Annotated in this window: 20 protein-coding genes and 1 pseudogene; 14 read left to right on the forward strand and 7 right to left on the reverse strand. The window is 56.5% G+C overall.

All coding sequences use genetic code 11. From position 1 onward, the window contains the following. Positions 1–230: 230 nt before the first annotated feature. The gene (locus ACK56M_RS13835) at positions 231–1,667 is read right to left on the reverse strand and encodes a TolC family outer membrane protein (protein ID WP_217190399.1); all 1,437 of its coding nucleotides are present in this window, start codon (positions 1,665–1,667) and stop codon (positions 231–233) included. A gap of 424 nt (positions 1,668–2,091) precedes the next feature. Here ACK56M_RS13835 and ACK56M_RS13840 point away from each other — a divergent pair, with 424 nt between their 5' ends. Together ACK56M_RS13840 and ACK56M_RS13845 are read left to right on the forward strand one after the other, a co-directional pair. After that, on the forward strand, positions 2,092–3,183 hold the full coding sequence (locus ACK56M_RS13840; protein ID WP_236222162.1) for an efflux RND transporter periplasmic adaptor subunit: 1,092 nt from the start codon (positions 2,092–2,094) through the stop codon (positions 3,181–3,183). Next, entirely contained in the window at positions 3,180–6,296 is a 3,117-nt protein-coding gene (locus ACK56M_RS13845; RefSeq protein WP_061302284.1) for an efflux RND transporter permease subunit, read from the forward strand. The genes ACK56M_RS13840 and ACK56M_RS13845 overlap by 4 nt, the downstream gene beginning before the upstream one ends. Before the next feature lie 127 nt (positions 6,297–6,423). Here the strand turns inward: ACK56M_RS13845 and ACK56M_RS13850 are convergent, their stop codons facing one another. Beyond that, positions 6,424–6,639 (reverse strand): YodC family protein, encoded by a 216-nt coding sequence (locus tag ACK56M_RS13850; protein ID WP_061302283.1) that lies wholly within the window; start codon positions 6,637–6,639, stop codon positions 6,424–6,426. Positions 6,640–6,858: 219 nt separating this feature from the next. Between ACK56M_RS13850 and ACK56M_RS13855 the strand changes: the two genes are divergently transcribed. From ACK56M_RS13855 to ACK56M_RS13865, 3 genes are read left to right on the forward strand one after another with little or no spacing between them, the layout of a single operon-like run. After that, a complete protein-coding gene (locus ACK56M_RS13855; protein WP_236222229.1) occupies positions 6,859–8,001 on the forward strand; it encodes a MexC family multidrug efflux RND transporter periplasmic adaptor subunit in 1,143 nt (380 codons plus the stop codon). Positions 8,002–8,016: 15 nt separating this feature from the next. Next, on the forward strand, positions 8,017–11,145 hold the full coding sequence (locus ACK56M_RS13860) for an efflux RND transporter permease subunit (RefSeq protein ID WP_217190394.1): 3,129 nt from the start codon (positions 8,017–8,019) through the stop codon (positions 11,143–11,145). Further along, positions 11,145–12,548 carry an efflux transporter outer membrane subunit gene (locus tag ACK56M_RS13865; RefSeq protein WP_217190392.1) on the forward strand — a complete coding sequence of 468 codons (1,404 nt, stop codon included), beginning with the start codon at positions 11,145–11,147 and terminating at the stop codon, positions 12,546–12,548. Before ACK56M_RS13860 ends, ACK56M_RS13865 begins: the two co-directional genes overlap by 1 nt. A 78-nt stretch (positions 12,549–12,626) precedes the next feature. Here the strand turns inward: ACK56M_RS13865 and ACK56M_RS13870 are convergent, their stop codons facing one another. Then, a complete protein-coding gene (locus ACK56M_RS13870) occupies positions 12,627–13,187 on the reverse strand; it encodes a TetR/AcrR family transcriptional regulator (protein WP_061302281.1) in 561 nt (186 codons plus the stop codon). 768 nt (positions 13,188–13,955) lie between these two features. On the opposite strand from ACK56M_RS13870, the pseudogene ACK56M_RS13875 reads away from it, so the two are divergent. Continuing rightward, a pseudogene (locus tag ACK56M_RS13875) lies at positions 13,956–14,138 on the forward strand (DNA-binding protein); the annotation flags it as partial. A gap of 385 nt (positions 14,139–14,523) precedes the next feature. On the opposite strand, the gene ACK56M_RS13880 reads toward ACK56M_RS13875, so the two are convergent. Continuing rightward, a complete protein-coding gene (locus tag ACK56M_RS13880; protein WP_061302280.1) occupies positions 14,524–15,240 on the reverse strand; it encodes a hypothetical protein in 717 nt (238 codons plus the stop codon). A 389-nt stretch (positions 15,241–15,629) separates the two neighbouring features. On the opposite strand from ACK56M_RS13880, the gene ACK56M_RS13885 reads away from it, so the two are divergent. From ACK56M_RS13885 to ACK56M_RS13905, 5 genes are all read left to right on the forward strand, one after another. After that, entirely contained in the window at positions 15,630–16,169 is a 540-nt protein-coding gene (locus ACK56M_RS13885; RefSeq protein ID WP_411959549.1) for a hypothetical protein, read from the forward strand. Positions 16,170–16,172: 3 nt separating this feature from the next. Beyond that, positions 16,173–18,077 (forward strand): Mu transposase C-terminal domain-containing protein, encoded by a 1,905-nt coding sequence (locus ACK56M_RS13890; protein ID WP_411959550.1) that lies wholly within the window; start codon positions 16,173–16,175, stop codon positions 18,075–18,077. After that, the gene (locus ACK56M_RS13895) at positions 18,074–19,081 is read left to right on the forward strand and encodes a TniB family NTP-binding protein (RefSeq protein ID WP_411959551.1); all 1,008 of its coding nucleotides are present in this window, start codon (positions 18,074–18,076) and stop codon (positions 19,079–19,081) included. Before ACK56M_RS13890 ends, ACK56M_RS13895 begins: the two co-directional genes overlap by 4 nt. 25 nt (positions 19,082–19,106) lie before the next feature. Then, the gene (locus ACK56M_RS13900) at positions 19,107–19,859 is read left to right on the forward strand and encodes a hypothetical protein (RefSeq protein ID WP_411959552.1); all 753 of its coding nucleotides are present in this window, start codon (positions 19,107–19,109) and stop codon (positions 19,857–19,859) included. A 120-nt stretch (positions 19,860–19,979) separates the two neighbouring features. Then, a complete protein-coding gene (locus tag ACK56M_RS13905; protein WP_411959553.1) occupies positions 19,980–20,930 on the forward strand; it encodes a hypothetical protein in 951 nt (316 codons plus the stop codon). Positions 20,931–20,952: 22 nt separating this feature from the next. Here ACK56M_RS13905 and ACK56M_RS13910 read toward each other — a convergent pair whose 3' ends face one another. Beyond that, on the reverse strand, positions 20,953–21,429 hold the full coding sequence (locus ACK56M_RS13910; protein WP_411959554.1) for a helix-turn-helix domain-containing protein: 477 nt from the start codon (positions 21,427–21,429) through the stop codon (positions 20,953–20,955). Between the two features lie 359 nt (positions 21,430–21,788). On the opposite strand from ACK56M_RS13910, the gene ACK56M_RS13915 reads away from it, so the two are divergent. The 3 genes from ACK56M_RS13915 to ACK56M_RS13925 all read left to right on the forward strand — a co-directional run bounded on the left by ACK56M_RS13915 (position 21,789) and on the right by ACK56M_RS13925 (position 23,080). After that, positions 21,789–22,241 (forward strand): hypothetical protein, encoded by a 453-nt coding sequence (locus ACK56M_RS13915; RefSeq protein ID WP_411959555.1) that lies wholly within the window; start codon positions 21,789–21,791, stop codon positions 22,239–22,241. After that, positions 22,238–22,648 (forward strand): DUF6957 family protein, encoded by a 411-nt coding sequence (locus tag ACK56M_RS13920; RefSeq protein WP_411959556.1) that lies wholly within the window; start codon positions 22,238–22,240, stop codon positions 22,646–22,648. The genes ACK56M_RS13915 and ACK56M_RS13920 overlap by 4 nt, the downstream gene beginning before the upstream one ends. Before the next feature lie 75 nt (positions 22,649–22,723). Beyond that, positions 22,724–23,080 carry a hypothetical protein gene (locus ACK56M_RS13925; RefSeq protein ID WP_411959557.1) on the forward strand — a complete coding sequence of 119 codons (357 nt, stop codon included), beginning with the start codon at positions 22,724–22,726 and terminating at the stop codon, positions 23,078–23,080. 350 nt (positions 23,081–23,430) lie between these two features. Here the strand turns inward: ACK56M_RS13925 and ACK56M_RS13930 are convergent, their stop codons facing one another. Together ACK56M_RS13930 and ACK56M_RS13935 are read right to left on the reverse strand one after the other, a co-directional pair. Then, positions 23,431–23,808, reverse strand: a complete 378-nt coding sequence (locus tag ACK56M_RS13930) for an ATP-binding cassette domain-containing protein (RefSeq protein WP_054890509.1) — start codon at positions 23,806–23,808, stop codon at positions 23,431–23,433. 10 nt (positions 23,809–23,818) lie between these two features. Further along, on the reverse strand, positions 23,819–24,802 hold the full coding sequence (locus ACK56M_RS13935; protein WP_054890508.1) for an ABC transporter substrate-binding protein: 984 nt from the start codon (positions 24,800–24,802) through the stop codon (positions 23,819–23,821). Positions 24,803–24,819: the final 17 nt, after the last annotated feature.

A 24,819-nucleotide genomic window follows, 5' to 3' on the forward strand; every position in this document is an offset into this window, starting at 1 on the left:
CAGTGCTGTCGTCAGCGTCTGATCGATTTTTCGCGAAGTAAGTCCTGGGAAAACAGCTGTACTGGCTTTCGGTAGTTTCGTGAGGGGCGAAGTCCTTCGTGATTACCTTTTCCAAGTGAGCCCCTCACGTGTAGCGAGATACCTAGAAATGGACTTTAAGAGCTCAAATGAGCCAAGAATGACTCATTAGAGTCGAATTTATCACTGCCCCGATACGCAAGCAAGACGCCTCAGCGGCTGCGCTCGAGATTCTTCTTCGCAGCTGCCGCCAAGTCCGGCGGCAGGAAGTCCTTGTCCGGGTTGTAGTCCGGCTTCAGGTATCGCTTGAGGTCCTGCAGGTCCTGCGGGCTCAAGGTGCCGGCCGCCTGCTTCAGGCTCAGGTTGTCGAGGATGTAGTCATAGCGGCTGTTGTTGTAGTCGCGCACCGAGGTGTACAGCTGACGCTGGGCATCGAGCACGTCGACGATGTTGCGGGTACCCACCTGATAGCCGATCTCGGTGGCTTCCAGCGCGCTCTGGTTGGAGATGATCGACTGCTTGCGCGCCTGCACCTGTTCCACGTCGGTGTTCACTGCGCGGTGCAGGTTGCGGGTGTTCTCCACCACCTGGCGGCGCAGGCTTTCGCGCTGCTGCTCGCTCTGGCTCAGGCGCTGGTAGGCCTCGCGCACCTGCGAGCTGGTCAGGCCGCCGCTGTAGATAGGAATGTTCAACTGCAGGCCGATGCTGGTCTGCTCCACGTCGCCACCGTAGTGCACGTTTGGCTGGGCGGCCGAGTTGGTGAAGCCAAGATTGTCGTTGTCCCCTTTCTGGTACTTGGCAACCGCATCCAGCGTCGGCGCATGGCCGGCCTTGCGCTGGCGCAGGGTTTCCTCGGCAGCGGTGACCGCGTGGTTGGTGGCCAGCAGGTTGAGGTTCTGGCGCCCGGCGGTTTCAACCCAGGCCATGGCGTCGTTGGGCGTTGGCACCTGTACCGGTAGGGTATGCACCACGCCCTGGATCGAGGAGTACTCGCGGTTGGTCAGGGTAACCAGTGCCTCGAAGGCATCCTGTACCTGGCGCTCGGCAATGATCCGGTTGGCCCGTGCCGTGTCATAGCTAGCTTGGGATTGCAGTACGTCGGTCTTGTCGGAAAGGCCGACGTCGAACCGTTCGTTGGACTGGTCCAGCTGGCGCTTGAAGGCAGCTTCCTCAGCCTTGGTCGCGGCCAGGTTGTCCTGGGCGCGGAGCACGGCGAAGTAGTTTTGCGCGGTTTGCAGGATCAGGTTCTGCTCGGTCGCCGACAGCTCCAGTGCCGCCTGTTCGTTGACCGCCTCGGCCGCCTGCAACTGGAACCAGCGGTCAGCGCGAAAGATCGGTTGCGCCAGGGTCGCGCTCCAGGTATTGCCGCTGCGGTTGCTGGTGGCCGACGGCTCGTCGAACTTGGTGCGGGTGTTCTGCATCTCGGCACCGGCCGAAAGATTGGGCAGCAACCCGGCACGGGCCTGCGGCACCACTTCGCGGCGGGCGCCGTAATCGGCGCGGGCTGCAGCCAGGTCAGCATTATTGTCGACCGCTTCCTGGTAGACGCTGACCAGGTCGGTCTTCACTGTTTGGGGCACGTCAGCTGCCCAGACCACTCCGTTGGACGCACAAGACACGGCTATCGCCAGTGAGAGTTTGCGCAGCATGGTGGCAATCCTTCAGTACTGATTTGTGGATACGTATTCAGCTTGGCTTGTCCCGCTCTGGCAGCCGCTTTGTTGAACTGCCTGAAGTCCTAGCACAGGGCGCACAGGCGCTTGCCCTCTATGCACGTGGATAGGCTGCACTTACAATAACGAGTGATATGCTAATGCTTGGGTCGTGCTGAGGCAACGGTTGAACAGCGGTAATTGCCTTGCGTTCAGTCACGGCCTTTGGATTGTGTACCTCGCCCATGCTGTGACAGCTCCTGCTGAGCCTGGACAAGGAGGTAGTGACGAGCAGAACGCTGTTTTGCTTTGCGCTTGTGGCAAGCCCCCTGCAGGAGCAGGGAATGTATCGAGAAACCGGCTGCGAGTGCGCCCTGGGGCACCAGCCGTGCGGAACCATTTCATGAAGAGGGCATTTGACATGACGCTGCTCAAGTCGGTACTGGCATGCGGTTTATTGGGCAGTCTGGGCCTTGCGCTTGTCGGGTGTCGTGAGGAGGTTCGTTCAGAGGAACCGCTACGCGCCGTTCGGACCCAGATCGTAAAGGCCGCCACCATCGGTGAGGAGGTTGCCCAGACGGGAGAGGTACAAGCTCAGGTCGTGACCGATCTCGGCTTTCGCATCGGCGGGCGCGTAGCCACTCGAACCGCGGAAGTCGGAATGAGCGTTGCCAAGGGGCAGGTTCTGGCGACGCTCGAACCTAATGATGTGCAAAATGAACTGCGGGCCGCGGAAGCCGAATTGACAAGTGCCGAAGCGACCGAGCAGCTTGCCAGGTCTCAGTTGAGCCAACAACGCACGCTGTTTGACAAACAGTTCGTCGCGCGTGTACGTGTTGAAGAGGCCGAGGCAAACTGGCGAGCCGCGAACGCAAGACTGAATGTTGCGAAAACCAGATTGTTTACGACACGCGACAAGCTTTCCTACACGGAGCTGCGTGCGCCAAACGCAGCCATCGTCAGCGCTGTCGCTGTGAACGCAGGACAAGTCGTCGATGCGGGGCAATTGGCGATCAAGCTGTCCTCGACAAACGACCGCGTTGCAGTCTTCAACGTGTCCGAGCGGCTTTACACATCGGTTCCGTCCGATGTGAAAGTGGAAGTGGCACTCGTATCTGACCCGTCGATCAAAGTCATCGGCTCAATTCGCGATGCAAGCCCTACTGCTGATGTGGCAACACGTACTTACCGGGTTCGTGTTGCTTTACCGGATGCGCCTCCTGTTATGACGCTTGGGGCTACCGTGACCGGGCGCCTTGTTTTGAGTGGCAAGCCTCTGGTCATCCTGCCAGCCTCTGCATTGACCAGTGACGGTGGTACGCCTGCTGTATATGTCGTCCAGCCCACCACGCATGAACTTGTGCGCAAACCAGTCGTAGTTGCGCGCTACACGGCTGGCCAGACGATCATCGAATCCGGGCTAACGGAAGGTGAGGCGGTCGTAACCGCTGGGGTGAGCAAACTCAGACTTGGGCAAAAAGTCTCGTATGACGCAGAGCAGGTGACGAAATGAGATCGAAGCCAAAACTCGATAAAGAGCAGTCAGGCTTCAACCTCTCGGCGTGGTCGATCGGTCAAAAGCCTCTAATGTTTTTCCTGATGCTCATTACGCTCGTGGGCGGAATGAGCAGCTATGAAAACCTGAGCCGAAACGAAGATCCTGCATTCACCATCAAAACCATGGTGGTGGCTGCGCGCTGGCCAGGCGCGAACATTGAAGACACGACGAACCTGCTGACTGATCGGCTGGAAAAGAAGCTGGAAGAGATACCCTATCTCGACCGACTCGATAGCTACACGCGTCCCGGCGAAACCGTCATCATGGTCAACCTGCGTGATGATGCTCCGTCGCGGATCGTACCTGACGCGTGGTACCAGGTTCGCAAGAAAATGGCAGATATCGGCGCAACGCTTCCGGCGGGTGTTCAAGGGCCATTTTTTGACGACGAGTTTGGCGATACCTATGGCCAGATTTTCGGCTTTACCGGCGAAGGCTTTTCCGATCGGGAGCTGCGTGACTACCTTGAGGGAGTGCGTGCGGAGCTACTGCGCCTTCCCAGCATTGGCAAGGTGCAACTGCTCGGTGTGCAAGAGGAGCAGATCGTCGTGGAGTTTTCGCCTGCCAGGCTTGCGGCTTTTGGCTTGGACGAAGAGGCGATCCTGCACGCGCTGAAGGCGCAAAACGCTGTCATTCCTTCCGGAACGGTACGGTTGCCTGATGACAAGATCGCTCTGCGAGTGAGCGGAGGGTTTGCCTCCGAGGAAAGTTTGCGCAGTTTGACGTTGCGAGCTGACAACCGGTTTGTGCCACTGACCGAGCTTGTCGATATCCGGAGAATCCCGGCCGACCCGCCAGCGCCATTGTTCCGGGTGAACGGCGAAAAAGCGCTCGGCCTTGCCGTTTCGATGGCCGCAGGCGGCAATCTCCTGGAGTTTGGAGAGGCGGTGCGGGCCCGTATGAATGAGGTCGGAGCGACCCTTCCCTACGGTATCGAAATGGCGCTGGTAGCCGACCAGTCTACTGTCGTGAAGCAGGCGGTTAGCGGGTTTTTGACGGTGTTGGCTGAGGCAGTTGCGATCGTCCTGGCAGTGTCGTTTCTGTCACTCGGTGTGCGTGCCGGCCTGGTTGTGAGTATTTCGATCCCGTTCGTGTTGGCGCTGACGTTCATCGGGATGGAGATCATGGGTATCGGTCTTCAGCGAATCTCTTTGGGCGCGTTGATTATTGCGTTGGGGCTGCTTGTCGATGACGCGATGATCACCGTCGAGGCCATGGTCGGGAAACTGGAAGAAGGCTGGAACCTGTCGCGGGCGGCGAGCTTTGCCTACGAGTCAACAGCGTTTCCAATGTTGACGGGCACGCTCGTCATGATTGCCGGATTCATTCCAGTTGGCTTCGCGGCTTCAAGTGCCGGCGAATACTGCTACTCGATGTTCATGGTGGTATTGATTTCATTATCAGCATCCTGGGTGGTAGCGGTTCTGTTTTCACCCTTGCTTGGCACCCTGATTCTACCTAAGGCTCTGCCGCACCATGAGCATGGCGGAGGTAAACTCATGGGCGCCTACCGGCGGGCCTTGGGCTGGGTTCTGCAGCATCGCGCAATAACGCTCGGCGCTGCAGTCACGGCTTTTGTCGCCTCCCTCGGCGCTGCATCTTATCTTGAGCAGCAGTTCTTTCCGCCCTCGGACAGGCCAGAGCTGCTGGTAAGCCTGACGCTGCCGCAAAATGCTTCCCTGGATGCGACGGAGCGCGAAGCGGCAAAGCTCGAGAAGTTGCTTAAAGCTGACCCTGCTGTCGAGCGTTTTTCAACCTATATCGGCTCTGGGGCTATCCGTTTCTATCTGCCCATGGAAGTTTTGCTGCAGAACGAGAACATCACTCAAACTGTCGTGATCGCCAAAGGGGTCAAAGAACGGGATGCCCTGCAGGCACGCCTGGCTGAGAGTTTCAAAACAGAGTTTTCCGGCCTCATCGCGCGCGCGACTCCGCTTGAGTTGGGCCCGCCGGTGGGCTGGCCGTTGAAGTACCGTGTCACCGGCCCGGATCAGGCCACGGTCCGTGATTTGGCGTCGCGCCTGGCCAACATTTTATCTGCCAACTCCGACACCCGTGAGGTCCACCTTCTATCAGGCGAGCCGCAAAGAAGTGTCCTGGTCAAGGTTGACCAGACCCAGGCACGAGCATTGGGCCTGTCTTCAGAGGACGTTGCCAGTGCCTTGGCGACGATTTTCTCTGGTTCTGCGGTGACCAGTGTGCGTGACAAGGACCGTCTTGTGGACGTGATCGTACGGGCGCAAAGCGGTGAACGGACCGACCTTGCGACCCTTGCGAACCTGCAGATACGTACACCTCAAGGCCATACCATTCCCTTGAGCCAGATTGCTGTCCTCAGCTATGGCGTCGAAGACCCGATCATCTGGAGAAGGCAGCGTCTTCCTTTGATCACTGTTCAAGGGGATGTTCGCGAAGGGCTCGAGGCTGCAACAGTTGTGCAGGCACTGGCGCCAGCGGTAGCGGATTTTGCTGCGCTGCTACCCAAGGGCTACAACATCGCGACAGGCGGAGCAGTCGAGGAGGCTGCCAAAGGCAGTGCGTCACTGGCTGCTGTTCTGCCTATTACGGCGTTGGTGATGTGCGTGCTGTTGATGGTGCAGTTGCGTAGTTTCTCGCGGATGTTCCTGGCGCTGGCGATGGCGCCGTTCGGCTTGATCGGTGTGGTCATGGCGATGTTGCCGACCGGGACACCTATGGGGTTCGTCGCACAGCTTGGTGTAATTGCACTTGTCGGTATGATCGTCCGCAATGCCGTTATCCTGATCGAAGAAGTGGATATCAACATCAGTACCGGCCAGTCGCCGCGTGAGGCTATCACGCATGCCGCCATTCACCGGGCGCGCCCCATTGTGTTGACGGCGTGTGCGGCAATTCTTGGGATGATTCCAATCGCGCCTCAGATTTTCTGGGGGCCCATGGCTTTTTCGGTCATCGGCGGGCTTGCCGTTGCCACGATCATTACGTTGACCGTTCTACCCAGTGCCTTGTCGCTTTTGCTGCAATGGGAACATCGAAATGTTCAACCTCGACACGCGGAACATCCAGAGGTGTCGCAAGAGCACAACTAGGGTCGGCGAAATGGCCATTTGAACGAGCTGGCATCCAGACCCGAAGATACCGGCGCCGATAACATCGATAACCAAGGTTCAACCTTGGTTATCGTTTTCTACGGGCCGTTGCCAGTTCCGCGTCGCTTTATCGCGTGGTGCCACCTGGTGCTTCTTTGGCGGCTTGCAGAACGATGGTGTCAAACCATTTCTCCATGAAGGCGTCATTTTCGAACCACTGACATAGCGCAAATGCCGTTGCGGGAAAGCCGGAGATGGAACGCTGTTGCCTGATGTTCGTGATGGTCATCCGCGGGCCACCGCTTTTGATGGTGACGACATCGCCTCTAAACAGGTTTTTCATCCAATACCTCTGTTGTGTTTGCAGTGCTCTGTAGGCGGCTCGCTGCGCCTTGGAGGAAAGCCGGTGATCAACTCGCGACCAATGCCGAGAGGCGGTGCAACGTGGCACGGCCGCGATCAGATGATGCATGTTCTTTTTTGATTCTAATGAGACATAATTGACTCATTAGTGATTCGAAGATATCATCCGGGTCGTTTTCAATCAAGGCTGTGGTGAATGATGGGCAAGATACATACGATAGGGATGGGTGGGCTGCTAGCTGTTGCGGTGGCGTTGGCCGGTTGCGGAGCGGGTGAGGAGCCACAGGCCGCCTCTGCAGCGGTTATGCCCGTGGAGACCGTGACGGTGACGACCGAACAGTTGGCGCTCGCCTCGACGCTGCCTGGCCGGGTCGAGCCGATGCGCGTAGCCGAGGTGCGTGCCCGTGTGGCCGGTATCGTCTTGCACAAGCGTTTTGAAGAAGGTGCCGATGTCAAGGCCGGCGACGTGCTGTTCCAGATCGACCCTGAGCCATTCAAGGTGGCCCTGGCGCGCGCCGAAGGCGACCTGGCGCGTGCTCAGGCGGTACAGCAAGAGGCTCAGGCGCGGGTCAAGCGCTACGAGCCCCTAGTCAAGATCGAAGCTGTCAGCCAGCAAGATTTCGATAGTGCCACCGCCGAACTGCGCAGTGCCCAGGCCGCTGTGCGTACGGCACAGGCCGACGTGCAGTCCGCACGCCTGAACCTTGGCTACGCCACGGTAACCGCGCCCATTTCCGGCCGCATCGGGCGTGCCCTGACCACCGAAGGTGCGCTGGTCGGGCAGGGCGACGCCACGTTGATGGCACGCATCCAGCAGCTCGATCCGATCTACGTCGACTTCACACAGTCTGCCGCCGATGCCTTGCGTCTGCGTCAGGCGCTCACGGAAGGTGCCCTGACAGGCGGCGAAGATAAGGTCCTGAGCGCCCAGGTCGAAGGCACCGGCTACCAGCGCGAAGGCGCACTGATGTTCACTGATGTCGCGGTTGACCGCGGCACGGGCCAGGTCACCTTGCGCGGGCGCTTCGACAACCGCGACGGAACCCTCCTGCCAGGCATGTATGTGCGTGTGCGCACCCCACAGGGCACCGACCAGCAGGCCATCCTGGTGCCGCAACGGGCGGTGCAGCGTGGCAGCGACGGCATGGCACGGGTGATGGTGGTGGGATCCGACAACCTGGCCGAGGTGCGCAGCGTGCGTACCGGCGTGATGCAAGGCTCGCGCTGGCAAATCAGCGAAGGCCTGCGTGCCGGTGACCAGGTCATTGTCGGCAGCCCGGCCGGATTGGCCCCTGGCATGCCCGTGGCGCCGGCTCAGGCGCAACAGGCCGCGGCGCACTAAGACGAGGTTAGCGAGATGTCCAAGTTCTTCATCAATCGGCCGAATTTTGCCTGGGTCGTGGCGCTGTTCATTTCCCTGGCCGGCCTGCTGGTGATCCCGGCGCTGCCGGTGGCCCAGTATCCCAGCGTTGCGCCGCCACAGATTTCCATCACCGCCACCTACCCGGGGGCTTCCGCCAAGGTGCTAGTGGAATCGGTGACCAGCATCATCGAGGAGTCGCTCAACGGCGCGAAGGGCCTGCTGTACTACGAGTCCACCAACAACTCCAACGGTGTCGCCGAGGTGATGGTGACTTTTGAACCCGGTACGCTGCCGGACATGGCCCAGGTCGATGTGCAGAACCGCCTGAAGAAGGCCGAGGCGCGTATGCCCCAGGCTGTGCTGACCCAGGGGCTGAAGGTGGAGCAGGCAAGTTCGGGCTTCCTGCTGATGTATGCCCTGACCAGTGCGACAGGTGGGCGCGACAACGTAACGGCGTTGGCAGACTATGCGGCGCGTAACATCAATAACGAACTGCTGCGCGTACCCGGCGTGGGCAAGCTGCAGTTCTTCGCCTCCGAAGCGGCCATGCGCGTCTGGGTCGACCCGCAGAAACTGGTGGGCTACGGCCTTTCCATCGACGACATCAGCAATGCCATCCGAGGTCAGAACGTCCAGGTACCTGCTGGCAGCTTCGGCAGCACGCCGGGCGCCAGCGAGCAGGAACTGACCGCGACCTTGGCCGTGCAAGGCACCCTGGAAACCCCCGAAGCGTTCGCCGGTATCGTTCTGCGTGCCAACCCGGACGGTTCCAGCGTGCGCCTGGGTGATGTCGCACGCATGGCCATCGGTAGCGAGAACTACAACCTGTCAGCGCGCCTGGATGGTAAACCCGCAGTGGTAGCTGCAGTGCAACTGGCCCCTGGGGCCAACGCCATCCAGACCGCGACGCTGGTCAAGGAACGCCTGGCGGAACTTGCGCAGTTCTTCCCCGAGGGCGTCGAGTATTCGGTGCCCTACGACACCTCGCGCTTCGTCGACGTGGCCATCGAGAAGGTGATCCACACCTTGATCGAAGCCATGGTGCTGGTGTTCCTTGTGATGTTCCTGTTCCTGCAGAACGTGCGCTATACCCTGATCCCGTCGATCGTGGTGCCGGTGTGCCTGCTCGGCACGCTGATGATCATGAAACTGCTCGGTTTCTCGGTGAACATGATGACCATGTTCGGCATGGTGCTGGCTATCGGCATCCTGGTGGACGACGCCATCGTGGTTGTGGAGAACGTAGAGCGCCTGATGGCCGAGGAAGGGTTGTCGCCGGTAGACGCAACCATCAAGGCGATGGGGCAGGTGTCCGGAGCGATCATCGGTATCACCATGGTGCTGGCAGCGGTGTTTCTGCCGCTGGCGTTCATGTCCGGCTCGGTGGGGGTGATCTATCAGCAGTTCTCGGTGTCGCTGGCGGTATCGATCCTGTTCTCTGGCTTCCTGGCCCTGACCTTCACCCCCGCGTTGTGCGCCACGCTGCTCAAGCCGGTAGCACATGGGCATCATGAAAAGGGCGGTTTCTTTGGTGCTTTCAACCGCACATTCGCCCGCATGACAGAACGTTACTCGGTAATGAACAGTGCCCTGGTGGCGAGTGCCGGGCGTTGGATGCTGGCCTACGTGGGCATCCTGGTGGTCCTCGGTTACTCCTATGTACGAGTACCTGAGGCTTTTGTCCCCGCCGAGGATCTGGGCTACGGCATCGTCGACGTGCAGTTGCCGCCGGGCGCCAGCCGGGTGCGTACTGATCACACTGCCGAGACACTGGAAGCTTTCCTGATGTCCCGAGAGGCTGTCGCCAACACTATTGTCGTGACTGGTTTCAGCTTCTCGGGCCAGGGCGAGAATGCCGCGCTGGCTTTCCCGACCTACAAAGACTGGTCGTTACGTGGCGAGGAGCAATCCGCAGCAGCTGAAACTGCCGTGGTCAATGAGCAGTTCGTTGCCAACGGCGACGGTGCCATCACCGCGGTCATGCCGCCGCCAATCGACGGCCTGGGCAACTCCGGTGGTTTCGCCCTGCGCCTGATGGACCGTGGCGGCCTTGGGCGCGAGGCATTGCTGGCCGCCCGCGATCAACTGCTGGCCCGCGCCAATGACAACCCGGTGATCCTCTACGCAATGATGGAAGGCCTGGCCGAGGCGCCGCAGTTGCGCGTGCAGATCGACCGCGAGAAGGCCCGCGCCCTGGGCGTGAACTTCGAGTCGATCAACAACACCCTGGCCACCGCCTTTGGTTCTGCGGTGATCAACGACTTCAGCAACGCCGGGCGCCAGCAGCGCGTGGTGGTGCAGGCCGAGCAGGGCGCACGCATGACCCCGGAGAGCGTGCTGCACCTGTATGCGCCGAACGCCCAAGGCGAGCAAGTGCCGTTCAGTGCCTTCGTCACCACCCGGTGGGAAGAAGGGCCGGTGCAACTGGTGCGCTACAACGGCTACCCGTCGATCCGCATCGCTGGCGACGCGTCGCCGGGCCACAGTACCGGCCAGGCCATGGCCGAGATGGAGCGCCTGGTCAGTGAGCTGCCGCCGGGGATCGGCTACGCCTGGACCGGCCTGTCGTACCAGGAGAAGGTGTCCAGCGGCCAGGCCGCCGGCCTGTTCGCCTTGGCCATCCTGGTGGTGTTCCTGCTGCTGGTAGCGCTCTACGAGAGCTGGGCGATCCCGCTGACGGTGATGCTGATCGTGCCGATTGGTGCGCTGGGCGCGGTGTGGGCGGTACTGCTCACCGGTCTGCCCAACGATGTGTATTTCAAGGTTGGCCTGATCACCATCATCGGCCTGGCGGCGAAGAACGCGATCCTGATCGTCGAGTTCGCCAAGGAACTATGGGAGAAGGGCTACAGCTTGAGCGACGCCGCCATCGAGGCCGCGCGCCTGCGCTTCCGCCCGATCGTGATGACCTCCATGGCCTTCATCCTCGGCGTGGTGCCGCTGGCCATCGCCACCGGCGCTGGCGCGGCCAGCCAGCGCGCCATTGGTACCGGAGTGATTGGTGGCATGCTCAGCGCAACCTTGCTGGGCGTGGTGTTCGTGCCGATCTGTTTCGTCTGGGTGCTCAAGCTGCTCAAGCGCAAGCCGGCCCACATGCAACACGCTGTCGAGGTGGTGAAGTAATGGTCATGGGTAATCTTGCAATTCCATTCGCGCTGGCCTGTGCCCTGGTCGGCTGCTCGCTGGCCCCGACCTACCAGCGCCCCGAGGCACCGGTGCCGGCGCAATGGGGCAATGCCACCGGGCAGCAGGGCCAGGCCGTGGCGCAGTTGGACTGGCAGGCGTTCATTGTTGACCCTACGCTGCGCCAGCTGGTCGGCAGCGCACTGGGCAACAACCGTTCCCTGCGCCAGGCCTTGCTCGATATCGAGCAGGCCCGTGCGCTATATGGCATTCGGCGTGCCGACCGCATGCCAGGGCTGAACGCCGGCGCTTCGGGCAATCGCCAGCATTTACCGTCGGACCTTTCCAGCGATGGCCGTGAAGGCGTCAACAGCACTTATCAGGTAGGGCTGTCGCTGCCGGAGTACGAAATCGACTTGTTCGGCCGCGTGAAAAGCCTGAGCGACGCAGCGCTTGAGCAGTATCTGGCAACCGAGGAAGTCAGCCGGGCTGCACATATTGCCCTGATCGCCGAGGTCAGCCAGGCCTATCTGACCCTCGATGGCGCCGAGCGACGCCTGGCGCTGACCCGGAAGACCCTTGGCAGCCGCGAAGACTCCCTCGCCCTGGTCGGCCAGCGCCGCACCGTAGGCACCGCGACGGCGCTGGACCATCAGGAGGCACTGGGGCTGGTCGAGCAGTCGCGGGCAGAGCTGGAGTCCATCCTGCGCGAACAGCAGCAGGCTTACAACGCTCTGGTGCTGCTGCTCGGTAACGCCAGCGCGGCCAAGGTAATCCCTGCCCAACGGCCTAAGGCGCCGATGGTGTTGCAGGACATCGCCCCGGGTGCACCGTCGGCACTGATCGAGCGGCGTCCGGACATTCTTGCCGCCGAGCACCGGCTGCGGGCGCGTAACGCTGATATCGGCGCGGCACGGGCGGCGTTCTTTCCGCGGATCAGCCTGACCGGCAGCTTCGGTACCTCCAGCGCGCAGATGTCCGGGCTATTCGAGGGTGGCTCGCGCAGTTGGGGCTTCATGCCGCAACTGACATTGCCGCTGTTCGACGCCGGGCGTAACAAGGCTGCCCTGAGCCTGGCCGAGGCGCGCAAGGACTCGGCGGTTGCAGCTTACGAAGGCACGATCCAGACCGCCTTCCGGGAAGTGGCCGATGCACTGGCCGCCAGTGATACCTTGCGGCGTGAGGAGATCGCACGCAAAGCGTTGGCCGACACCAGCCGGGCGAGCCTGGCACTGGCGAAGGCTCGCTACGAGGGTGGCGTGGACAGCCATCTGCGGTACCTGGATGCGCAGCGCAACACCTACCTGAACGAAGCGGCCGCTATCGAGGCGAGTATCGAGCGGCAAAAATCGCTTGTCGACCTGTTCCGCGCCCTCGGTGGTGGCTGGCCTGCGCGGGGATAGCCCATCGATCCTTTGGTTGGTCTGGCCAACCGCTTTTGCCCCTGAGCGATCAGGGGCATTTTTTTATCCGGGCATAAACTAGCGAGATGCCGCCACGGCGCCATTGAGGAAAAGATTCTCGAGCGTCAACGCAGATGTTGCACTGGCCGCGCGACCGCGGCGTTCGGCATCGACAATTCCGTAGACCAGGCTAAGAAACATCTCGGTAAATACTGCCGCGCTGATATCGATGCGGAAAAAACCGGCCTGCTGACCACGCAGGAAATAGTCGTCCAGCGCGTCGGCGTAGGCTCGCCAACCCTGGTTGGCTTCACTGCCGTCAAAGGTATCCGGGCGGTATTGGAAGAGCAGGAACACCATCATTTCGCGGTGCTTGAAATGCTCGGCGATCAAACGTCGCAATGCCGCAAGCGGTTCACTGCTTTTCAGATCGGCATCGGCGATCACATGACGCAGAACTTGCTCGCCGTAACCTTCCAGCAAGCTGACCAGATTGTCTCTAGTACCGCAGAAGCGATGCAGGGTCGCCTTGCTGACACCGGCCGTTTCCGCCAACTCTTTCAGCGTGGCTCTGGGGTGGATAACAATTGCTGCGGCGAGTGCCTTGAGCAGACGTTCGTCGGTGGCTGAAAGGTGCATGGAAGATTCTCGATTACCTGAATCTGACCATTGTGCGGCAACCGAATCCAAAATGCATCATTTGAGTTCTTTAAGATTCATCTGGGGCGGGGCGCGGAACTGATAGGTTATGGAGCTACAAAGGGCCGTTGGGGATTAAATTCAGCGAGCAAGAAGCATGAAGTGGAGTCCCCAATAGCTGGCGCACGGGCGGTTGTCCGTAAGAATTTATACATAAGGAGCGGCCTGATGGGGGAGCCTCCATCCTACGCTCACATGCTTTCTACTGACAGCAATCGACCCGTGGCGAATCGCTTCATCGCCCTCTAATCCTCATGGCCACCCGAGCCGTCGATCGCGTGCAACTTGGCCCAGTCAGCCGGGTATTGACTAAGCGTGCTGAACGCCAGAGTCCGCAGCAACCCGTCGCCGTCAGAAGACTCCAACCGGCATCCCATCCTCGTGCACGCCAAGCGGACGACTATGAACCACCCAGCAACCGTTGACACCAGCGCACGGCATTTAATGATCCGCCTACAACAGAATCGAGACGGCAAATCAAAAGGCGAGGGTGCTCTCCTAATTGAGCTGCAGGAGTGGCACAAACGCACGCCTATTCGGGCGAAAGGCTTCCGTGGGGCAAAGGCTTCCGATGGATTCGGTGACTTTCGTCGCCATAACCACCAGATATGTATAATTTAGTACGTTGAACGTATTATAAAACAATTTCTCAGCCAATAAGGTCGGATAAGATTTAGTTATCAGATCTAAATGGGTGGAGGGTAGGGCATGGCAGTAGGCGTACCAGAAAACGACGTGTTTGCCGCCGCGGACACGGTCCTGGCCCGCGGTGAGCGGCCGACGGTGGAACGGGTACGCTTGGAGTTGGGGCGCGGTAGCCCGGCGCGGGTCGGTGCGTTACTCGACCAATGGTGGGAACAGTTGGCGGGGCGCCTGCGCGGAGAAACGCGGTGTGAGCACGACCTTCGCTGCGCATCTTGTCCACGGCTTTATCAAACACAGCTTGGAGGAGGGCGCGGATTTGCCGATCAGACAAGCCTGCTCGACCCTTGAGCGTTTTGATCAGCGGCGTACTATCTCCTGGATGAGGTAAGTCGGGGAGCCCCAGGAATCGCCGATAGCGTTTTAAATAACGCTCTACGTATATATCCCGCACGGCAATCTTGGCCGCCTTGTTGCCTTTACCCACCGCGAAGTACCACCAGTTGCCTTCATCATCTAAGCGAAAGTCACCCATGGTGGGTTTCCAATTCTTTCGGCCGGCGAGATCTGAAACCCGCAGGTACATGGCGAACAGCGTGGCAACAATAAACAAGGTTCGTTCATGCCGTTCCGGCTAGGTGTTCGCCATCTCCTCAACAGTATCCAGGACAAAGTCCCATTGCAGGGGCGTGAGTGCCCGCGAAGAAGCAACTTCAAGTTCTTGCGTAGAAAATCGGTTGCCTTTCTTGAGGAGGCGAAACGGATTCGTTTGGGCGAAGCCGTCTTCAATGAGAAATTCATAGAACCGGCTGCAGACGGTAAACACTTGGTTTAACGTGCCATTCGCCGCTTGATAGTGCTGGGCACTGCGAGATTCTGTGGCCGTCGCCTTGCGAGACTTAATGTTGAAAGGATGCCATTTCGGATTAGGGATCCAGCCATCACGAGCATCCATCGCTGCCGGGTTATTCAGGAAGCGGCTGCGGGTCACCGGACCCACCCAGTCAGCCGGCGGGTTTCGACAGAAATCCAGATAATCTTGCGCATCCTGGCGCTTGAGCTGGTTCAGCGGTTTCCTTTGGACCAGCAGTGCCCACAGCAACAAGCGCTCCGTATGACTGCGGTACGAGTTGAACGTCTGCGCGTTGTCGGAAAATGCGCGCAGGAATGCACGCACCGCAGCGTAGCCACGATCAGCTTCCAAAGCCGCTTGACACTCATTCAAAAAGGAAGCGACGCAGGCGAGTGATGAGCCCAGCAAACTAAAGTCTTGCTCGATGAAGTTATCGTAGGTTTCGAACAGGGTGTGGGTGCGCGCGCCATGGAATACCAGCCAGAATTTTGAAGACAATAGACTTCCAGTTATGACAGTAATCGGAAGTTTCAACCTTTTGAGAACAAATAGCGATAGCCTCAGATGGGGACAGAATTATCGAGTTTTCCTATTCACCGACAGGCCCGTAACCTCATGATTTATATGGGTTTATTAATTTGTATTTCAGATATCGCTGCCTTAAAAATGTAAGAAGGCCGGTGATACATGATCTGAATCGTGCCGTCTATCGCCAACCAAATCGCTCGACAGTGATGGGTGTTATACCTTCATTACCATCCATTTGCACTCCTAGGAGTTCAAAATGACAACTGTCTGTTCGATTGCCGCTCGATTGCCTCTCAGTCCACGGGGCACCTGTCCACCACCGCCTATCCCAACTGTTTTGTGACTGGGGGCGCGAAGCCATGCTGATAGGCGCCTTCGTGATGCTTCCTGGAGACCAAGATCTCTTTATGGTGAAGGCGGTATTGGCGCGAGGCAACTCCAATACCCGGGTAAAACTGCAGCGTTGGTCTGACGGCAATAATCGTACCGCTTTGCTTCGCGACGTGATCAAGATCTCTCCCGACGGTGCCAGGGAACTAATTTGGAAAAGGCTTGCGACTGCAAATCGAAGATTCGCGTTGTTACATGCAGAAGAAATCTTCTACGGTCTTGGTCTGCATGAGGAGATTCAACTCTTCATCTCTAATCTGATAAAAGATCACGCCATTGCTCCTGCAGGTCGAGAATTCATAATTGAGCTTATTATTCAGTTGTCATGGCAGCAAACTTATAGTGAGCCTTTTGTGACGAATCATTATGTTTACAAAAAGATTTGTGCTTATTGCTTGATGTTTGGTTTGGATTTCCCGACGCAGACGCTCGTTAGGCGTCGCCTTTGGAAATTGTCCAAGCAAGAATCTCGAATATCGAGCTTCCCCGACGAAGCGCGCGAGGGCTAAACCATGAATGACAAAACCGTTAACGGGGCGGTCAATCCAACCTTTGATCAGCCTGACAGCTTTCGTGAGGGCGAAATCGTGATGGTCGATGATGATCCCGATCAACCATACACGCTTTTAAATTATGACGTTGAGGCTGGCGAATGGAGAGCACTTGCCAGCGGAACTGGTAAGGTTCTTAGACTCAACAAGTTGAAACTTATTAAGCTGCCAAGAACTGAGTTTTCAACGTTGCACTCAAAGCTTTTGGACGGGAGGTCTGAGGATCAGGGGCAGCCATTGTCAGAGTCGAAGGTGCTCGCAGTTACTTATACTCCTGAGCAGGAACGTATAGGTAAGAGTCGTCAGGATATAATAAAGGCTTTGGAGTCGGGTGAAATCGAGACCAGAGATGAGGCCATGGCTAAAATGGGCCTCAAGCGTTCGGCTTTTCGGGACGTATTGCAGGCATATGCCCTTGATCCCAATTGGCGGTCGTTAGTGCCGAAAGCACCCGGGCGTCTCCCTGGTACGAGTGAGCAGGATCCAGAACTGCTAAAGCTATTTAATCAGGCATTCGACGATTTTTATGTTAATTATGGTGCGAAATTGCCCCCGGTTTATGGTGCTTTTGAGGATCTCTGCAAGGCGGCCGGCAAAGTACCATTTTCAAAAAGTACGGCATATCGGATTTTTAAAAAGATTGACCCTAAGATTCGGGCCAAGAAAAAAGAAGGGGCAGATTTTGCGAATAAAAAGTTTGAGCCATATCCAAGCTCTTATGAGTTGAATGGCCCATTTTCCAGGGCTCAAATAGACAGCACTGTGGCCGATATCATTATAGTAGATGAATTAACGGGCAAAGTGCTGGGGCGGCCTTATCTAACGGTGGTAGAAGATGAGTTTACGGGTGGAATATTAGCTATCTATGTGTCATTTTCCGCCCCTTCTCGTGCCGTTATCGCTGCTGCGCTATATCAATCGTTTACTCCAAAAAACAAGATGCTGATAGAGTTAGGTATTCGTGAGGATGCTTGGTTTCTGACCGGCCCGGCGGCATGTTACTTGGTCGACAAGGGGTCGGAGCATGATAATAAACATTTTCGGGCAACCTGTAATAAATACGGAATTAAATATGAGTATCGGCGGCGCGTTCAAACTGGCGGGGCAGTGGAGAGCGCAATAAGGTTGATCAATACTGGTTTTGTGCAGCGATTAGAAGGAAGCACGGGTTCAGCTCCCCGTCATCATAGAGATTTTAATCCGGAAGGAAAGGCTGAATATGATCTCATGGAGTTCAATCGATTGGTTCAGAGTGAGGCAATTCGGTTGAACGGGATGAGTAGGGAGAGGGATAGGCTTTCTCCTAATAAGCGAGCAATCCGATGGTTTGCAAATAATAAATATGGAATCAAGGTTCCTCCGGTCATGCGAGATCCTGAAGGATTTATGATCAACATGCTTCCCGGTAAGCGTGTACCAGTCAAGCGGGAAGGCCTTTTATATAACGGAATTTTATATGACCATGGCCCGGTGAGGCATTTAGTCGAGCGAAAAATTAAGGTCTCCGTACGTCAGAATCCATTGGATCTTCACTATCTTTATGTATTGCACGAAAATGTTTGGCATAAAGTTTCAGTTTTGAAACCTGGCCGTGCTCCTAAAACTGAGGCACAGCGTAAGGTTGAGCAACGATCCGGAGATCCTGTAGGTAGTTTGGATGACGCTGGCGTTGCAGCTCGACAATTCATAAACGATACCATCCGTAAAAAAAGGGATGAAAAATCTCTTGGCCGGGCATCAGCGTCGCGTAAATTGGCCCAGCAACAAGACTTGATCACCCCTGATAAGGCTGAACCTGTGCGGGAGATAGTAGAAACTAATCGATTTGCTCATGTTCGTCCATTCAAAGGGGATGAAGACAAATGACTGAATATTCTGATTTGGATCTCACACCTGATACAAAGACAATGTTACACCTCCCAGCTCATGAGCGCGCCGCCGCATGTTGCCGAGATATCTGGGTGGAGTATCCTTCAGCTTTTTTGGCAACTGAACGAGTGAAGTCCCTGGTTAGTCTACCGAGATGTTCCTACAATCCTGGAATGATGCTTGTAGGACTGAGTGGGGCAGGAAAAAGTCGGCTTGCTCAAAGGTGGGTGGAACAGAGCTGGGAGTCTGAAAGCGTTTGGGCTGGGCGACTGATTTACGTTGATATGTCGGAAGATACTGAAAACCTTGATGTTCGAAAACGAGTGATTGAAGAGATTGGCAAAGCATGTGGCCGGCCGGAAATTCGTACAGTCCAGCAAGCGCGGCGCATAATTCGAGAATATGGAATTGTTGCAATAATTATTGACGAGCTTGGTGAGACAGAAGAGGCAATTGTCAAAAGGCATTGGAAAGCTAATCTTCTCGCTGTTAGGGGGTTTGCTTCTGGGGCATGGGGGGTAAATCTTATCCTCGTCGGGATACCGGCGTTTCTGGAGGCGGTGATGCTAAATGAGCAATTGCGTAGCCGTTTCGCTAACAGAGTCGCTCGCCTCAATTATTGGACTGAAAATGATGATTTGGCGGCGTTTGTGCTTGGCTATGTAAGGCATATGCCAATGCGGCAAGTCTCTGCCGTCGCAACGGATAGGTTTATTGGAGCATTGTTACAATATTCGCTGGCTGCTCAGTCGGGTGCTACATACGCCTATGCCTCGCTCCGTTCGATTGTTGACCTGCTGAAAGAGACCTTCAGGCAAGCTTTGCTCAGCGGGAAAGAATATGTGACTGAGGCAAATCTGCTGATAACTTATAAGCAAATGGGTGGGAATATGGGCCTCGATCCTAAAGACCGTCCGAAACTTACAGTTCTAGTTAAAGGTGACAAGCCTCCCAAGATTCTTGATAGCTCAAAAATGGGCTCGTCGAAAAATGCCAAGTAAATTATAAGTCGGGAGGAGATCAATCGTGAGCTCAAATCGCACAGATAATGCGAAGGTAAATTCTCTGGTTAAAATATTACCTCCTCAGCCGGCGAGAATTTGCTGGATTCCTAATAGCGGAAACCAAGTCGCGCTTGACGTCTGTAAAAAAATTTTCGATGCATGTGATGGATCAAATCGGCGGATTCTGTTAGTCGATGGGGTAGGCGGGTCAGGGTTATCTTATCTGCTTCTGGCATTTGAAAGGAGTTTACGCCGGAATGGAAATCGAGTGTTAACCTTGCTTGAAGGGGTCGTAGAGGATGAGGGAAGTTTGTTATCAAATCTTACTGCTGCTGTTGGCGTTCCATTCTCAGTAAAGAGATCCAGGGAGATTAGTGATATTCTGGCAAGCGTGCTTAAGCTACGCCGAATTGATGCTGTGATTATTCATGACTTTCAGCGCTTTACAAGTATTGAAGGTCGTCAGTCTTGTGCCAATTTAGATGCTCTTCTTTATTTGCTCGCTTTGATGCCGAAATGTAAATTTATTTTGGGTGGAACGTCGTCTTCGCTTGAGTTGGTGGGGCTTTTGATGGCGGCACATATTGTTGAAAGGGTTTCGCTGCAGTCAATGGATTATGATCAGAATTTTATCAGCTTCGTTGATCATCTTGCAGCGCTGTATGCGAATGATTTGAACGGCCGAAAGGTTGATGCGAAAGCTATTCACGCAATCACTGGAGGTTTGGTGGGGGAGACTGCGATTCAAGTTAGGTTGATGGTGAGTCATGCATAATTTTCTTCGATTCTCGTTGAGCCAAACGTAATATAATTCTGCGAGGATATGGGTATGAGGCGAGCTTCGGAGGTGTTAAGGCCGGTCTATGGAGAGGCTCTCAGTTCTTGGTTTGGGAGGTTGATCGATGCAGAATATATTGATAGGGAGGTGATGAATCAGCTTTTCGCTGCCCAATATTCTCGTGAAGGAAGCGATCTTGATGCGCTGTATAAAAATTGCGACTTCATGGAGCTCCTCGATCCAAGGCTTCGATCCATTATACCTGGTAGATTCGAGTTGCCACCTCATTGCTTGTCGTTCTTCAGCAGTGATGTATATTGCCCTCGTTGTATAAAGAGTGATATTGCGGAAGGCAGGTCGCCTGCTTGGCGAGCAAAGTGGCGTACGCAGGGCGAATGCGTATGTGAATTTCATCAGAACCCAGTTCTACTCATGCGTCTAGAGTCCACTCGATTCAATTATGCAAGCAAGGGGTGGCTTGCTTTCGGGGAATATATTAATAGTCCCGCCTCACGATTGAGTATCGATTTTTCGTTATCGACACCAGCTTCGAGATCTGCAATTACGCAGAATAAAATTCTGTTGCACTTGATTGGCAGGGTTCAACGCTGGATTCGCTGCATGGTAGCTAAGGGGCAAGTCGCTGAACTTAGCCTGCCTGCATGTCGTAATTTATTGTATATATGGCTGTGGCAGAATGTTGATCGCGCAGGGGCGAGTGGCTTCGCTCGCCAATTTTTCCGTCCAATGCGTGGCGACGTGATTACACCGTCGCCAAGGAAGGGGCTGGGTGTAGATAAGTTATTTGACAAAGCAGAAGTACCGCATTTGGCAGTGGCGCATTTACTCTTGGGAGTGGCCTATGGCGTGATTTCTGAAAAAGAGGCAAGTTTAATTCGGGAAATTACTTTTTCTCCGGCTTGGATTTTTCCGGTCAATCGTGCTGAGGTTGTGTCATGCGGCCTCAATGCATTGGGGCGAGAGGCACTGGAGATGGTACGCGGGGAGGTACAGCATGCGCTGGGCGAAAAAAGCTATCAGTTAATAAGCTGGGCTCTACAGCGGTAAGAGTTATTAATATAGGCAAAAGTCACTTTGGATGGGTGTTCCATAGTCGACCTACGGTGGTGGTAGAAATTCCCACTTCATTTGCCGTCTCTTTTCGACTCAGCCCTCGTTCACGACATGCCAAGATAGCCTCCACTGTCTCCGGAGGTGTCCTTCGTCCAGGCTTGGTGGTGACCAGCGATCCGTCTTCAAACTCCCCGCGCCATCTCGCTAACACACCAAGTTCAGCCAGTTGCTGACCATCGTCTTCCAGGTGCACGAGCAAATCCTTGTGCGATTGGCCACGCTCAAGGCTCGCTGCGACGGTGAGGAGGGTGAGGGCATCGACCTGAAGCACTGAAGCGATTGCTTCCAGCGTGTCGAGGGTTACGCCGCTCTTGGCTGTTTCGAGGTTGTATACGTGCTTGGGATCGACGAGCCCTTGGAAGTCATCCTTGCTGAGGCCGCGCGAAGCTCTCACGAGCCGGAGGACTGCGGCTAATGACTCTCTCAGTGGCATGACGGCTCCCCAAAGCTGAGGATAGAGCCACATTGATTAAATTCAATCCATGGAATATATTCCCTGTTCTGCACGCATTGCCTGATTGGTCGAGCGAGGCGGGGGCGGAGGTCTGATCTCGAGCCCAGTGCCCAGCCGCCAATTTATGGAAAACCTTTGCGACAGGCTCAGGCGGCCCGGTATGCGACAGACCACCCAGGCTTAAGGATCTTGGGGTCATGGCCCATAGCATCGCCATCGTACCTGTGCACGTTCACCTCTGATAGGGAATAGTCGGAGCCGCCGCGCAGAGCCGCGTTAGGGCAATAACCCGAAATTTTCAATGCGTCGCCCAAGCGATGGCTTCACCGAGATGATCGATGTTCAGAACAGACGACAATGATATGGCAGGCCTCCCAGGTATGTTTGGTGAGGGGCTTGCTCATTGGCACGCCGTGACCCGAATGCTCCGAAAGCACTGGTTCCATCTCTCAGTTGTGATGGTCGGGCAGGGCAAGGGCCATGAGTTTGAGCTCATGGTCAATGACGAGCTGAAATTGCAGCAAGTCCTCCAGTCCCAGGACGAGGAGGTTTTCGTCAAAGAGATCCAGGTTGTCACCCCAGCGAACATGAATGGTAGCGGTGCATGGCGGATGGAGAAGGTGAAGAGCCTGGCGATCGGAGATGACCAGGATGGTGACAGCGTCTGCGTCGTTACGGTTGACGGTGGTTCTGTTTACCACGATTCGTACCGTACGAATCTGGATGTAGCGTCGCTCTCCAACATGCGGGTTTTGTACGACGCCCTGAGCGCGAAAAGGAGCTTGCAATGAGCGAAGGTAAGCTCGAAAGCTCTGTCGACAGCGAGCTCCTATCAGATAACCATGTCCCTGCTGCCGGCCTTGAGCTCTCTGTTGAAGCTGCTCGTGCTCTGGTTGTCGAGCGTTTCCCACGTAGGTCGTACTGCATCGTCGAAGACTGGACGTTGTTTGAACCTGACCTAACCGAGGAAGAGCTTGCCAAGGTCAACGCCGTAGGCCTGTTGCCTCTGATCGTTTTTGCCCATTGCGTTGTTGACGACAGTGAAGGGCGTTTCCCATCTGGTGGCTGGGTTCGGTCGACGATGTGTGCCTCATTCGTGGATGGGGTTTTCGCTGCAACGAGGAACACTGTCTACGTGCTGCTAGGCCCCGGACGTCGTCAGAAGGCCAGCCTCAAAACCATCTTCTCTTTCTTTTAAGAATCGCGTCGCTGCTTCCAAAGCTGAGGCCTTTAGCGGCCTACCCGCCGGCGCTTCATGTTGTAAGGATACTCAATGACCACCTCCATCAATCTCGACTTTCTCAGCAAGCGGCACACTGACTTCGATTTGAGGCGAATCGCCCGGGCGATGGAGCAAGGGTTCGATGAGCCTGTTACCGCCTACCTAACAGATGCTTTCATCATGTCTCGAGTCGGAGGAGGTGTGGTGTTTGGGTTTGAAGGTGACGACCCTGCAGGCCGTTATGCTGATGGTCGTGTCGTTCAGACGGCAAAGGTCAATCGGGTTGAGAAGGAAGGGCGGTTTTGGGTGCTGACCACGGTGGAAGGTAGCCGCTATGTGATGGCTGCGTTTCGCCGAGAAGGCGGTCGAAACTCACTTCGGGATTTCCTGCAGATGGCCAAGGCGTAAAGCCCTTCGAGCGAGGTGATATTCATGACGTTGGCAGTTCGGCTTCCTGGGGCAGCGCCGGTGACTCTTACGTAGATTCAGTCGAAATTCGGGGTGGGCTACATGGTAGGGTGAGTGTTGCCTCCCAGCTTTCATTGGGCACCGAGGCTTGCGACACTCCAGGCAAACAGGTTTTTGGCAAGTGGTTGTGTACGTTGTGTCCGGGGATTTCTGGGCGTGCCGCATCCGCGGACGGCTGTCGTGAACCGAGCCACATTGTGTCTCGGCCCTGCGGGCTTCCATCCTCACGCTCTTCGGCCGTGCCGGCCTGCGAGCTCTGCTTGCATGGAGCTTTGCTCAGCAGTGAGTACTTAGCGAAGGCCTAAGGTTTCCCTTCTGAACGCCCCCAAGCTCGCCACCCAGTTGCGAAAGATCGTGTGAAGGTTGTTGGCGAGGTCGCGGCAACACTCTGGCGTAAAGACTGAGCCCAAGTCATCCTCGGTTTTCACATACGTGCCATTTCGAGCCGTTTGCGATCTAGAAGCGTCAGCGAACCAGCCGGCCGGTTGGCCTTTTTGAGTAGACATAACGCCTCCCGCGATGAGGTTGAACAGAGTGCTCTTGCCTGCTCCGTTGGGCCCAATGATGCCGAGCGCCTCGCCCTGCCCGAGGCAGAGGTCGACGCCTTCGGTTACCTTGAATGAACCATAGCTCTTATGCACATTTTCCAGTGCGAGTAGCTGCTCCATCACAACCTCCTCACCGGTAAACAATCTGCTGCATTTCGCCGCCAACGGGAATAACGGCAGCACTGGCGTTGCTGGTGATGACCAGATCGAACTTGCCGCTGCCCTGCATGCGCCACTGACCGCCAACCAGAGGCGTCTTCGCTACGTTCTTGCTCGGGCTGTCGCTCCAGTTCACCGGCCCCACCACGGTATTCAGGCGTGTCTTGCGCAGCGCGTCTCGAACCGCTTCAGGATTACCGACTTCCTCAGTTCGTTTGAGGATGTCGACGGCCAGCTCGAAGAGCGCGTGAACGAAGCCCAGCGGTTGCGTCCATTGCTTGCCGGTGGCCTGGGTGAACTCGTTGGCCAACTGGCTCGATGATGCACCCGTGAGGGAGGAGCTGAACGGATGATTGGGGCTCCACCAGACCTCGGTCGAGAGGTTGTGCCCTGATTTGCCGAGTGTCTCGACTGCGCTCGGGAACAACAGCGCTTTACCGACCGAGACGATCTTGGGCTCGAAGTTCTGCTGGCGCGCCTGCGTCCAGAAGGTCGTGAGGTCGGGCGGGATGACCACCCCTGTGACGATTTCGGTGTTGGCCTTCTTGAATGCCGACAGCTGCGCCGAGAAGTCATCGGTGGTCGTCTCGGATGTGGAAGACACCAGCATCAGGTCAACCTTGTCAGACAGAATCAGCTCGCTGGCAACTTCCGCTGCCCGGTTCGGGTTCGATTGGCTGTCCTTGACCACGACCTCGAACTTGTAGGTCTTGCCGCCAATGCCAATGGTGTTGCTCATCACGCGCTGCAGCGATTGGAGGATGTACTGGTCAGCTGCAGCGAAGGGGGCGAGCGGCCCTGTTTGCGGGCTGACGTAGCCAATCTTGATGGTACGCTCAGCCGCCAGCAGTGGCCCGAAGGGCATGGTGGCGAGTGCAGCGGTACCCGCCACGATGCCAGTGGCGCGCAGGAAGTTGCGCCGCGTTACCGGTAAACCACCGACGAGGTTTTTTATTGTTGTCGTCTCGCATG

This window comes from Pseudomonas sp. s4 (assembly GCF_046764235.1).
In the GTDB taxonomy this organism is placed as follows: domain Bacteria; phylum Pseudomonadota; class Gammaproteobacteria; order Pseudomonadales; family Pseudomonadaceae; genus Aquipseudomonas; species Aquipseudomonas asiatica.